The organism is uncultured Campylobacter sp. (assembly GCF_944323605.1).
In the GTDB taxonomy this organism is placed as follows: domain Bacteria; phylum Campylobacterota; class Campylobacteria; order Campylobacterales; family Campylobacteraceae; genus Campylobacter_D.
The window spans coordinates 21,101-33,996 of sequence record NZ_CALUTC010000015.1; the positions used below are offsets into that span (position 1 = coordinate 21,101).

11 protein-coding genes are annotated in these 12,896 nt (G+C 29.1%); 5 read left to right on the plus strand and 6 right to left on the minus strand.

Annotation, left to right across the window (positions count from 1 at the left end; translation table 11 throughout):
• Positions 1-32: 32 nt before the first annotated feature.
• From Q0J35_RS07825 to Q0J35_RS07850, 6 genes are all read right to left on the minus strand, one after another.
• Positions 33-1,298 (minus strand): NAD(P)/FAD-dependent oxidoreductase, encoded by a 1,266-nt coding sequence (locus Q0J35_RS07825; protein WP_297195192.1) that lies wholly within the window; start codon positions 1,296-1,298, stop codon positions 33-35.
• Between the two features lie 340 nt (positions 1,299-1,638).
• Positions 1,639-2,862 carry a hypothetical protein gene (locus Q0J35_RS07830; protein WP_297195194.1) on the minus strand — a complete coding sequence of 408 codons (1,224 nt, stop codon included), beginning with the start codon at positions 2,860-2,862 and terminating at the stop codon, positions 1,639-1,641.
• A 116-nt stretch (positions 2,863-2,978) separates the two neighbouring features.
• On the minus strand, positions 2,979-3,254 hold the full coding sequence (locus Q0J35_RS07835) for a FlhB-like flagellar biosynthesis protein (protein ID WP_297195196.1): 276 nt from the start codon (positions 3,252-3,254) through the stop codon (positions 2,979-2,981).
• Between the two features lie 2 nt (positions 3,255-3,256).
• A complete protein-coding gene (locus Q0J35_RS07840) occupies positions 3,257-5,704 on the minus strand; it encodes a flagellar hook-length control protein FliK (RefSeq protein WP_297195198.1) in 2,448 nt (815 codons plus the stop codon).
• Positions 5,697-6,887, minus strand: coding sequence for an MFS transporter (locus Q0J35_RS07845; RefSeq protein WP_297195200.1), 1,191 nt, complete (start codon positions 6,885-6,887; stop codon positions 5,697-5,699). Before Q0J35_RS07845 ends, Q0J35_RS07840 begins: the two co-directional genes overlap by 8 nt.
• 554 nt (positions 6,888-7,441) lie before the next feature.
• Positions 7,442-8,188, minus strand: a complete 747-nt coding sequence (locus Q0J35_RS07850; protein WP_297195215.1) for a carboxymuconolactone decarboxylase family protein — start codon at positions 8,186-8,188, stop codon at positions 7,442-7,444.
• A gap of 278 nt (positions 8,189-8,466) precedes the next feature.
• Here Q0J35_RS07850 and Q0J35_RS07855 point away from each other — a divergent pair, with 278 nt between their 5' ends.
• The 5 genes from Q0J35_RS07855 to Q0J35_RS07875 all read left to right on the plus strand — a co-directional run bounded on the left by Q0J35_RS07855 (position 8,467) and on the right by Q0J35_RS07875 (position 12,554).
• Positions 8,467-9,426: a hypothetical protein gene (locus Q0J35_RS07855; protein WP_297195204.1), complete on the plus strand. Its 960-nt coding sequence runs from the start codon at positions 8,467-8,469 to the stop codon at positions 9,424-9,426.
• Positions 9,413-9,844, plus strand: a complete 432-nt coding sequence (gene rnhA, locus Q0J35_RS07860; RefSeq protein WP_297195206.1) for a ribonuclease HI — start codon at positions 9,413-9,415, stop codon at positions 9,842-9,844. Before Q0J35_RS07855 ends, rnhA begins: the two co-directional genes overlap by 14 nt.
• A 2-nt stretch (positions 9,845-9,846) precedes the next feature.
• Positions 9,847-10,509, plus strand: a complete 663-nt coding sequence (gene rnc / locus Q0J35_RS07865; RefSeq protein ID WP_297195208.1) for a ribonuclease III — start codon at positions 9,847-9,849, stop codon at positions 10,507-10,509.
• Positions 10,506-11,594 (plus strand): chorismate synthase, encoded by a 1,089-nt coding sequence (aroC, locus tag Q0J35_RS07870; protein WP_297195210.1) that lies wholly within the window; start codon positions 10,506-10,508, stop codon positions 11,592-11,594. The genes rnc and aroC overlap by 4 nt, the downstream gene beginning before the upstream one ends.
• Positions 11,595-11,657: 63 nt before the next feature.
• Positions 11,658-12,554 carry an aldo/keto reductase gene (locus Q0J35_RS07875; protein WP_297195212.1) on the plus strand — a complete coding sequence of 299 codons (897 nt, stop codon included), beginning with the start codon at positions 11,658-11,660 and terminating at the stop codon, positions 12,552-12,554.
• The last annotated feature ends 342 nt before the right edge of the window (positions 12,555-12,896 follow it).

The window sequence follows — 12,896 nt, forward strand, 5'->3', positions numbered from 1 at the left end:
GATTTTTGATTAAAAAATTTGACTAGATTTGCTTAATTGCTAGTCCTATATCTGAATTGTCCCTTTTTAAACACCATTGAAAAACCGCCCAAAGAAAAAAGCCACCTGTTTTCTATGGTATTTTTTATGAAAGCTGCCAACTCTCCTGCGAGTCTTTTGCCATAAACTATACCGACTCCGTCAGTATGCCCTATAGAACAAACAGTTCCTCTGTGTTTAAACACAAAAGGCTTTTTAAAATCTTTTCCTTTTAAGGTTTCGCTTAGCATAAGCGCCACAAAATCTCCCATTTGTGCTGAAAGCTGTGCTGTTGGTGCGTGTATGGCGTCTTTTGTAGTAGGGTGCGCACTATCGCCCACAACAAAAATATTTGGATACTCAAAGCATCTTAACTGATAATCAACCTCGATTCTACCTTTTATATTTTTTATATTTGATTTTTCTATTATGTCGCTACCTTTTACTCCGGCACTCCAAAGTATCGTATTTGCTTCTATCTTTCTTGTTTGTCCGTCTTTTTCGACCAATACTCCATCTTTAAAGACCTCTTTTACACTTCCTCCATTTATGATTTCCACTCCGTATTTTTCTAGCTTTTTAGTAGCTTTATCGCTTAGATACTCGTCAAATATAGGCAAAATTCTAGGACTTCTACCTATGCAAGTTATTTTTGGTATGTTTTTATCTATGCCGCATATTAGGCAAAGCTCCTCTATCTGCGATGCTAATTCGGCTGCAAATTCTATACTAGTAAAACCTGTTCCACAAACCGCTATACTTAAATCTTTTGTATCTTTAGTATGTATAAAGTCTTTAAATTTATTTTCTATATTTTTGGTAAGCTTTAAAGCCTCATTTAAAGATGATAGCTTGTAAGCGTATTCTTTTACTCCCGGTGTTCCAAAGCTATTTGGTCTAAAACCTAGTGCTATTACTAATATATCATATTCGTATTTTCCACCATTTCCATAAACACAGTTTGATTCTGGCTCAAGTTTTTTTATCTTATCTTTTACAAATTTCACCTTATCAGCATCTAATACTTTTCTGTAATAAATCCTTGCTTTTCTAGCTGAAAGTGTCCCTACAGCAACCTTATGTAAAAGCGTTGTTTGGTAGTGATAATCGTGCTTGCTAATTAATGTGATTTCTGGCTTATTATCTGTGTTAAAATTTACAAGTCTTTGCAGACCTAAGGCGGTTTTTAAGCCTCCGTATCCTCCTCCTATTATTAAAATTCTAGGATTTTTTGGTAGATTGAGTTTTGGTAATTCTTGTCTTTCATCCTCTTTTTGCATACTTAGCCCTTTATATACTTTACTTTTTTATTAATACAGTGATTTATTATAACTTAAAAAAATATATATTTATATCTAAAATCTAAATTTTACCCATTTTTTATCTTTATTGTTTAGATTTGAAATTCGATAAAAATGTATCAAAAATGTTAAAAACTAAATATTTTAAAAAGGAATTTTTTTAAAGTTTTCTAAAAATCTAAAGCTTTTCACTTCCTTTCAAATGTTTTCTTTATTCTATGTAACTTTACACTTTAAGCTTTATCATTTTTTATTTTAAAGTCTTTTAACTTTAAGTTTTAACCCTTCTTTAAACTCCATCTCTACCTAACTTTATACTTTAAACTTTTTTAAAAACTTTCTTTATCCTACGCACATCTTTCATAAATCTTATATATTTCAATGCCCCCCCCCGTTTCATATTTTCTATCAAAGCTTCTCCTAATTTATATGTAATGCAGTTCTTTTCTCTTAAAGCATCTTTATAATCAGGATAACTTTCTAAAGGAGGAAGTTTTAAAGAAGGATTATCTTTTATCTTTTCATTATATATCTTTTGTTCTTTTTTATGTTTATCTTTTATATAAGATAAAACATAAGGCAGTCTTATATAACCTTTTATACTTTTTGAATTTTCTATTAATGCAAGTCCAAGTTTATAAGCTAAATGATTATGAATTCTAGCTTTTGCTGTGCCAAATTCTTTTGTAAAATTTAAAAGATTGTTAAGTGAAGATATATGTGTTTGACAGTTATGTAAATTATTATAAATTTCACTGACTATATCTGGTTTGCAGGGGTGATACATTTTATTATCAGGTTTTAAAAAAAGCCTATTGTTTAAATCTACGTAATGTGGAGCAAGAGATATATAATGTCCATCATCTGTAAAATTTCTTATTTTAAACCCATATTTTACAGCTTCAGTTGCACACATAAATTCAGGGTGAAGCCATTGCTTATTCCCGTTAAATTGTTGAAATTTTTGTGTCATTTCTTTGTATTTTTCAAAAATATGATTAACAAATCTAGCACTATATCTTTCATTTGAAAATAAGCAACCGTGAAGAAAAACTTTAGAATCATAATATGCCCACTGTGTGTTAGTAATCCAACACCAAGAAGTTTTATCATAGCTTTCTTTTCTAAAATGAGATATGATAAAGTCTGCATCATCTTTTTTATAAAAATCAAAAAAATCCTTGTAGTTTGGAGCATTCAAAAAAACATCATAGTCAAAATACCAATAATAATCATAGCTATCAAAGTATTGTTTTGCTATAAACAGTCCATATGTAACGTTAAACCAAAAATTATATCCCACATCATCAAAATTGTAAAAACCAAGTTCTATATAATCTTGCTGATAAAGCACTAAACACTTTACTTTTGTGCCAAACATTTCAAGCTCTTTAATTTTAGTGCTTTTATCATTTTCTACAGCACCATAAGAGTTATTTATCAAAAGCAAAGTATCTACACCACAATTTTGCATTTTAGCAAATTCGCTTATTATAGCTTCATTTATCTTGTGTGTTCTCATAATAGCCAAAGTTTTTTGCATTTTAAACCTTTATATAAGTCTTATTTGAATTGTATCAAAAAAAAAAAAAACGAAATTTATATTTCTTAAATTTTGCTTTTGCATAAGGACATTTTTAATCAAAATTTAAGAGCAACTCACTTTTTATTTGCCATTTGATATATAAAGGCAAAGACTTCGGCTACAGCCTTATACATACTAGGTGGAATTTCATCTCCGAGATCAAGCTTAGATAAAAGTTCAACTAAGTCCTCATCTTCTTTTATAGGCACGCCGTGTTCCTTTGCTAAGCTTATCATCTTAGCAGCACTTTCTCCTTTGCCTGTTGCTAGAATTTTTGGCGCACTGTTTTTTTCTTTATTATATCCTAGAGCTACGGCTTTTTTTCTCTTTTCTTTAGCCTTTTCTGCCATTTTTAAGCCTTTTTGTCTATACCCATTTCAAAATCATAAGCTCTATTTTTAAGAAGTTCAGAATCAAATTTAGAGCGTATTATATCTCCCACAAAGAAATTTGAACTCAAAAGACCTACTTTACTTAACGCCCTTTTTAATTCGTGTGCGTTTTCATAAATTCTTTTTCTAAAATCTTTATTTTCAGCCATTATGTTTATATCTATGTATTTTTCATTATTTAGCGATATTAACACATCAAGTTCCCCAAGTTGTGCGAAATTTAGTTTTATTTGTGCGAAATATTTATCTTTTTTGCCTCTTTTAAATATTATTTTTGAATCACTTAAATCATCCCAGAAAAAAGGCATATAAGTGTTTATAGAAGAATTTGCTAATGATATTAGTTGATTTATCTCAATCTGTGCTAAAAGCCTATTTGCTTGACTAGCTATGGCTTCATTATCATTTGCTTTTGCCAAATTTGAAACCTGCAAAAGTGTGGATTTTATATCATTTCTTAGCTCATTTGCTATATCGTCATTGTTTTTAACGGTTATTTTTGCTATATCATTTAAAGCTTCTTTTATTTTATTGTCTATATTTTTTATATCTTTTATGTTGATTTTAGCTTCTAAACTTTTTGGTTCAAGCTCCTTAAGGCTTTCATTTACTCTTTTTATAAGCTTGTTTATATCCTGATTTAAATTCTCAAGCTCTTTCATTTGGGTTTTTTCATTAACAAAGATTAAATTTTTAACAGCTTCTTGTTTTATTGTATTTTGATTTAAATTTGTTTCGCTTTGTTGTTTAAAAATTTTATCGTTTTGATTTGTCTTAAGTTCGTTATCTATGTTTTCTTTTTTTATGTTTTCTCTTGGAAGCTGTTTATCATCTTTTATTATTTCCTTACCGTCTTTTATTTGCTCTTTTGTGTTTTTATTATCTTTTACATTATCGTTATTTATATCTTTTTTTAAATCCTTGTCATTTTTTTGTTCTTTTACATCGTTTTTTACTTCGCTTTCAACTTCATTTTCAACTTCATTTTCAACTTCATTTTTTTGCAAATTTTCTTTTTTGCTTTCTGTATCTATATCGCTTTTATTTTCATCTTTTTTTACGTCAATATTATCATCTTGTAAGTTTTCTTCTTTTGTGCTGTGTTTTTCAGTATGTATATCTTCTTGCACGCTTGTTTTATCTGTATTTACATCACTTTTTTTATCAGTATTTTGTTGTTTAACATCTTCATTTTCAATGTTTTTATTTTCAAGATCTTTATTATTTATTTCGCTTTTTGTTTCAGTATTATTATTTTCTTGCACCTTTGTATCTTGTGTTTGAGAAATATTTTTCTCTGTTTCTGTAGAATAGAATGGATTGGAAAGATCTTTAATCTGTGTGTTTGTATTATTAGTAATATTATTGCTTGGGTTGTTTTGAGCTTTATTTGTGTTTTGGTTAGAACTTATTATTTGCTGTGTGTTTTGGTTTGGATTTGTTGTTTTGTTTTGTGTAGGCTCATTTGTTTTGTGCTGTATTATGTTTTGTAAATTTTCTTTAAGCTTAGCAAAGCTTTGCGATAAATTTTTTAAAAAAGATGTATCTTTTAAGGCTAAATTTTCTAGTTTTGAAATTTCTTTTCTAAAACTAGGCTCTAGCTTATCTAGTTTTTTCATAATTTGCGTCGCTACTTGCTCTATCTTTTCTTGTGCTAGACTTGGGTTTTTGCTTATATATTTTTTAAAATTATCAAGAGATGATGAGAGGTTTAAAAGTGCTTTAAATGCACTACTTTTAAGGGTTTCTTGATTTAAATTTTTTTCTGTGCTTATGATATTTTTTAGCTCATCAAGCGAGGTTTTAGGATCTAGATCTTTTGTTGCTAAATTTATTATCTCATTTGCTATCTTATCGCTGCTGACAGATTTTATCGCATTTACTAGGCTGTGAAAGCTTTTTGGTAAATTTTCAGGATTTAGTGCATCTTTTAGCTTTGCTTCAAAAAAAACACCAGAATTTTTAAAAAGCATAGCTAAGTTGCTAGTTTTGGTTTCACTTGCTGGTTTTAAAATTTGTTCTAATTTCTTTAAAACCTCAGTAAATACATCGCTTTTTTGCATTTCATTTGCTAAAAATTTGAGTTCATTGCTAAAATTTGGTGCGAAATTTAATGCTGTTGATTGTTTTATGAAATTTTGGTTAGGGCTTTTTTCGGAATTTAATTGATTTAAAAATTTATTTATCAAGCTTTGAAGCTTTAAATTTAATTCCTTACTATCAAAATTTACGGTTTGTTGATCTGCAAGCTCTGTTTTTGTATTTAAAAGCCCTAAATTTTTCTTTAATGCTAAGGCTAAATCATCTTTTGAGCTAGTTTCATTTTTTTGCGGAGTTTTTATAGAGTCTTTTATATCTGTTTTATTTGTGCTTACATTTATGCTTTGAGTTATTTGGGTATTAATCATCGAAAATCACCATATTTCCAGGATTTCTTTTAAATTTATCGCCTCTTTTTATATTTGGCTTTCCTATTGCAAAAAGTATTAAAAATGCAAGAGAAAATATATAAAACCAAACATAGCCGTTATAGCCAAAAGCTTGCATTAAAAAGCCTATTATCAAAGGAGAAAATAAAGACGATAAATAATAGCAAAATAACACAGCCCTACCAACCTCTACAAGCTGGGTTTTATCCTCTAGCATATCATTAGCTCTAGCTAATGCTAGTGCGTAAAGAGGCGTGAGAGAGCCAAGAAAAAAAGCTAGTATGTATTGAAATGTTATGCTTAAGTTAAAAATTACAAAACAAAGCATTACTACAAATGATATTAAAGCACAAAGTATTATAGTAAATTTGCGTCCCATTTTATCAGAGACTGTTCCTATTAAAAACTGCGATAAAAAACCACCAAATATAACGCAAAGCATAAAATAAGAAACTTCTTTTGCTCCATATCCTTGTAAGAGTATAAAAAGAGAAGACATAGAAAAGAAGCCATTTAAAAGCATACCAGCTATTATGCTTGTTACTATTGCTAGAGGGACTATATTAAAAACTTTTGGTATGGATATTTTACCTTTTTGGCGGTGTTTTGGTTCTTTTATTTTTATCAAATTCAAAGGTAAAGATGAGAACATTATCAAACACGCACTTACTGCAAAAAGGACAGAATTTTCAAATTTAAATCCTATCAATAACACACCTATGCCAAAAGACATATAAAAAACAGTTTCATAAAAACCTAGCACCGTGGATCTAACGGCATTTTTTGCTTTTTCATTCAGCCAAGATTCTATAAGCAGCAATAAAGCACAGTAGCAAAACCCAAGCACAAATCTAAGCAAAGCCCAAAATATGATATTATAGCTTATTGAATGCAGTATGATGCATATGGAAAACATCGCTGTAAAAACCCCAAAAGCTCTTATATGCCCTATGTTAGATATGATTTTATGTGCTGAAATTGTCCCAAATAAAGCACCTAAATAAAAACAAGCATTTACGATACCTATCCCAAAAGCACTCATACCGCTTTCTTTTAGTATTATCCCTACCGAGCTTATTATAAGTGCATTACCTATAAATAAAAAAGACATAGATACAAACAAAGATGACATTGAAAATATCGTTCTTTTAGGACTTGACATATCTCACCCACAACATAAAAATAAAAATAGCAACAGGCATAACTGTAACTCCAAGCAAAAAAGCACTTATATTTAGTAGATTATGCCTATTTAAAATAAAAAATAATAATACCAAAAAAACATAGGATAGCATTTTAAAAATTGCAAAAAACCAAGACAAATGTTTAAGTCTATCCTTAAATCTTATTTTAAAATCGTCATTTATCTCATAAAATTTTATAATTTTTATGTTTTTATTTGTTTTTTTTTCAAAAATTAATCTTTTTATTTTGTTTGCAGGGTTTTTTTTGACTGTTTTAAAAATATTTTTTTGATAGCTATAAAATGATGAAAAAATTATTAAACAAGAGGCTAAAAAAGCAGCTTCAAAGCTTAGTATTGCAGCTTTTCCTTTATATAAAAAAAAACACATCATAATGAAATTTACTAACAATAAAATAAAGAAAAACTGTTTTTTTTCTTGCATATATTTACTTTTTACTTTTATTTTATTATAAAAACTTGAAATTTTTACTAAAGATAGCAAAAAATGCAAGAAAAATTACTGTGTTTTACTAGCCTTTCACCTCGTCTATTGCATTTAGTGCATTTAAAGCTCTAGGATAGCCAATATAAGGTATCAAAGCAGTAACAACTGCTATTAATTTATTTTTATCATTGCCTATGTTTAAATTTCCTTGAATGTGTGCTTTTGTCTGCATTTGTGTATCACCCATAGAAATGAGATATACAAAAGTTGCAAGCTCTCTAAATTTTAGACTCAAACCATTTCTTGTATAGTAATCACCAAAGCAATTAGCACTTAAAAATTCATTAATATGCTTTCTATGATTTGGGGTATTTGCGTAAGATTTTTCTATGGACTCTCCAAAAATAGTCTTTTGTATCTCAAAGCCTTTTTGCCTTCTGTTTTCCATCGTGGTAGTTCCTTGAGTAGTTAAAGGGAGTTTTATGCCTTTTTGCTTAAAAATTTTATTTGTAAGTTCTAAAATATCTGCTATTTTTGCCATACCAACATACGCAGTAGCCTGATATATAACTTCTTTTATGGCGATAGGATTCACTTTAGCATTAATCGCAGCATTTAACATAGCTTCAAATTCTTTGTTTGCAGGTATTGCAATTAAAGAAGCTAAAATCAACAAAAACCTTTCCTTTTCGTCTAAATCAGATTTTTGCCATACTTCATCAAAAGCGAAATTTGCATAGTTTGTAAAGAATTCTAAATCCTCTTTTTCTAACTTACTTGTGCCAAAAAATCTTTGTAAATTTTGCTTTGCTTTTTGTGTTAAGGTATTCATATTTTTTCCTTTATTTGCATGTGTTTTTATAGAATCGTTTATTTTTTTGGATTCTTGAGCGAAAAGATTAGCGTTTAAACTACCAAAAGTTATAGCTGTAAGTAAAATTTTGCTTGAGTGTTGCAAAAAACTTCTACGAGAATCTTTGTTTTCATCCTGCATATTTTTCCCCTTTAAATATTTTTTTTATAATTATAAGAGATGATACTTACTCTAAGTCAAGAATTTTATTTTTAAAAAATGTTTTTATAGTTATAGCTTTTAGGTATAATGTTTTAATGGACTTTTTCTTTGTAGATTATAGGGATCCTATAGCCGGACTTATTGTTCTTGTTGCTTTGGTTTTTGTGGTAGCACTTTCGCATTTTTTTTACAGAATTTTTGCGAATAAAGATGAAAAACAACAGCTTGAAAATTTTGTAAAAAAATTTGAGATAGATTCTTCTCACAAAAATTTGCTTAGAAGTTCTAATTTTGACATTAATACTTTATTATTTTTAGCTTCTGTTTTTACTAAAAGTGGCGAATTTGAGAAAGCAAGTGAAATTTATTTAATAGCACTTGAAAAAACTAAAGATAAAAATCAAAGAGAAAAGATTTTTTTAGACCTTGCAAGGCTTTATTTTAAGGCTGGTTTTTTGGAAAGAAGCAAGGAAAGCTTAATGCAGTGTTTAAGCATTAGGGCTAGAAATAAAGAAGCTTTAAAGCTTTTAAAGACTGTTTTTATAAAATTAAAGCTTTATAATGAAGTTTTAAATATCCTTGAATCTTTATCGGAGTTGGGTGAGGATAGTAAAGATGAGATAAATTTTATCACAATTTTAAATATGCACGAAAAATCCATTCCTAATGAAAAGAAAAATTTTGTAAATTTAGATTACAGCGATGCCAGTAAAAGATTTTTATATCAGTATTATAACATTTATGAAAAGCAAGAATTAATAAATATAATAGACTTGCTTTATTTTAAAAAGGAGCTTGTAGATGATGAAAAATTTGACGAATTCTTTTATGCACTCGGTTTAAAACAGCCAGATGAGAACTATGATTTTAAGGATAAACATTTGAAAATGCTTTATATATTAAAAAAAGCTAAATTTAAAGCCAAGTTAGACTTTTCCTATCTTTGCACCTCTTGCAAGTCTCATATGCCTTTATTTTTTTATCACTGTCCTTTGTGCTATGAATTTGGAAAATGTATGATACTTTATGAAGTGAAAAGTGATGAAGAAGATTGAAATTTATACTGATGGCTCTTGTCTTAACAATCCGGGTTTTGGTGGCTGGGCTTATATACTTTCGTATAAAGGACATACAAAAGAGGGTTTTGGCTCAGAAGCAAATACCACCAACAATAGAATGGAGTTAAAGGCTCTTATCGAAGCTTTAAAAGTCTTAAAAGAACCTTGCGAAATAAGTCTTTTTACAGATTCAGAGCTTTTGGCAAAGAGTGTGAATGAATGGATTTTTAAGTGGATAAAAACAAATTTTAAGGGGAAAAAGAATGTAGATTTATGGCAAGAATACATAAAGCTTTCGCAAATACATAGCATAAAGGCTTTTTGGGTAAAGGCACATAATGGACACAAAGAAAATGAAAGGTGTGATTTTTTAGCTAGAAATGAGGCTTTAAAATTGCAAAATTCTATGGAGTAAAAATGCAAAATTTAGAAAAAAGTATATTATATGAATTTAAGGATAAAGATTTATTAAAACAAGCCTTGACGCATAAAAGTCAAACAGGACATAAGCACAATGAAAGGCTAGAATTTTTAGGAGATGCTGTGCTTGATTTAGTGGTAGCAGAGCTTTTATTTGAAAACTTTAAAGATGTAGCCGAGGGCAAACTATCTAAGTTAAGGGCTGCTTTGGTAAATGAAAAGTCTTTTGCTAAGATAGCAAGCAGCATAGATTTAGGCAAATTTATACTTATGTCATCTTCAGAACAAAGCAATAATGGTCGCAAAAAGCCATCTATACTTTCGGATGCTTTTGAAGCCATTATAGGAGCTATATTTTTAGAATCTGGTTTTAATAAAGCTAAGGAAATTTCACTGTTTTTGATAAGAAAAAATTTTCCAGATATAAGTCTTGATTTGTGTAAGGATTATAAAACAGAACTTCAAGAATATACTCAAGCTAATATGGCACAAACACCACAGTATCTTACTTTAAGGGCTTTTGGACCAGATCACAAGAAAAAATTTGAAGTTTCGCTTGAACTAGACGGAAAAGAATTTGCAAGAGCTATTTCAAGCACAAAAAAAGAAGCACAGCAAATCGCGGCTAAGATTACACTTGAAAAATTAGGATTATTATGAATACTTTTGGTAGCAAATTTAGATTTACAAGTTTTGGAGAAAGTCACGGAAAAGCACTTGGTTGCATTGTAGATGGAGTTCCTGCTGGGATAAAATTTGATTATGATTTTTTACAAAATGAGCTTGATAAAAGAAAACCCGGACAGAATAAATTTAGCACTCAAAGAAAAGAAAGCGATAAGGCAGAGGTTTTAAGTGGAGTATTTGAAGGATACACAACGGGAACACCAATAGCAATAGTTATATTTAATGAAAACCAGCATTCAAAAGATTATGAAAACATAAAAAATATTTTTCGCCCATCGCACGCTGATTTTACATATTTTCATAAATATGGCATAAGAGATTATAGAGGCGGAGGAAGAGCAAGTGCTAGAGAAACTGTTGCTAGAGTAGCAGCAGGGGCGGTGGCTGCTATGTTGCTTAAAGAATTTGATATAGAAATTCATAGCGGAATTTTAGGCATAGGCTCTGTTGTATCTAAGCTTGAAAGCAAAGATTTTGACTTTTCTTTCGCACAAGAAAGTGAAATTTTTTGCCTTGATAGAAATATAGAAGATAAACTAAAAGATGAAATTTTAAATGCTAGAAATGCTAAAGACAGTGTCGGAGCAGTAGTTTTTTCAAGGATAACAAATTCGCCAATAGGACTTGGAGAGCCTCTTTATGATAAATTAGATAGTAAAATATCTTATGCTTTAATGGGTATAAATGCTGTAAAAGCCGTTGAAATAGGAAGTGGCATAAGATCTAGCAAAATGAAAGCTAGTGAGGCTAATGATGCTTTGAGTGAAAAGGGTTTTTTAAGTAATAATGCAGGAGGGATTTTAGGTGGCATTAGCAATGGTGAATTTATAGAGATAAAAACTCATTTCAAGCCCACACCATCTATATTTTTAGAACAAGATAGCATAGATATAAATGGAAAAAATACAAAATGCTTGATAAAAGGCAGACACGATCCTTGTGTAGGAGTTAGAGGAGCTGTAGTATGCACTGCTATGTTGAGATTAGTTATGGCTGATTCTTTACTTTTAAATTTAAGTTCAAATTTAGCAATGATAAAAAAGGCTTATAAAAAATAAAAACTCTTGACTTAGAGTAAGTCTAATGCTTTATAATACCACTAAATTTATGTAAGAGATAATATGATAAAAAGAAGAGATTTTATAAAAAACAGTGCTAAAATCATCGGAGCGAGTTTGATGTTTGGTAATTTTAGCTTAATGGCAAAAACAAATAAAGGAGTAAAAATGGAGTATGTTACTTTACACAATCAAGTTAAAATGCCTATTTTAGGTTATGGCACTTATGCTATAAGAGACAGTAAGACTATATTAAATGCCATAAATTTGGGCTATAGACTTATAGATACCGCACAAATGTATGGAAATGAAAAAGAAGTCGGGGAGGCGGTTAGACTAAGCGGGGTAAAAAGAGAGGAATTTTTTATAGAAACAAAGCTTTCAAGTTCTATGAGCTATGAAGGTGCAAAAAAGGGCATTGAAAGAAGTTTGAAAGATTTAAATCTTGATTATATAGACTTGCTTTTGATACACGAGCCCTACAACTCAAGCAAAGAAATGTATAAAGCTATGGAGGAATTCTATGAAAGAGGCATTTTAAAGTCCATTGGAATTTCTAATTTTACATCATCTGCTTACAAAGAATTTATAAAAACTTGCAATGTTATACCTATGGTAAATCAATGCGAAACACACCCTTTTTATCAGCAAAGCTCGTTGATAGAGACTATGAAGCCATACAAAACAGTTCTTCAGTCTTATTCTCCTTTTGTTAGCGGAAGAGATGGTATTTTTAATAATCAAGTTTTGCAAGAAATAGCTAAAAAGCACAATAAATCAGTAGCCCAAGTAACGCTTAGATTTTTGATTCAGCAAAATATAATAGCCATACCAAAAAGCTCAAAAGCAGAACATATGAAGCAAAATATAGATATATTTTCTTTTGAACTAGATAATAATGATATGTCTAAAATAGCCAAATTAGACAGAAACAAAAGCTCTTTTTCTTGGGGATATTAATTAAAATTTACAAATTTTTATAGCAGAGATAAAACTTTGCTATAAAATTTCTACAACACTTTGAAATTTACTTGCGCTTTTAAATTTTTAATCTATCTTTATTTAAACTTAGTGTGAAATTTACTTTTAAGCCGTTTAAGTTTTTAATTTTTTACTAAATTCATAGAAGCTATAAAATTTAACAAAAAGTTAATAAGATAAAAAATAAATAAATTTAAATTAATTTTAAGCAAATTTAAAAAAAAAAAAAAAGGGGGGGGGGGTAGCATTTTTTTTATTTTTTTTTTTTTTGTTTTTTTTTAAAAATATAAAATTTTTTATTTTTTTTTTTATTTTTTTTTT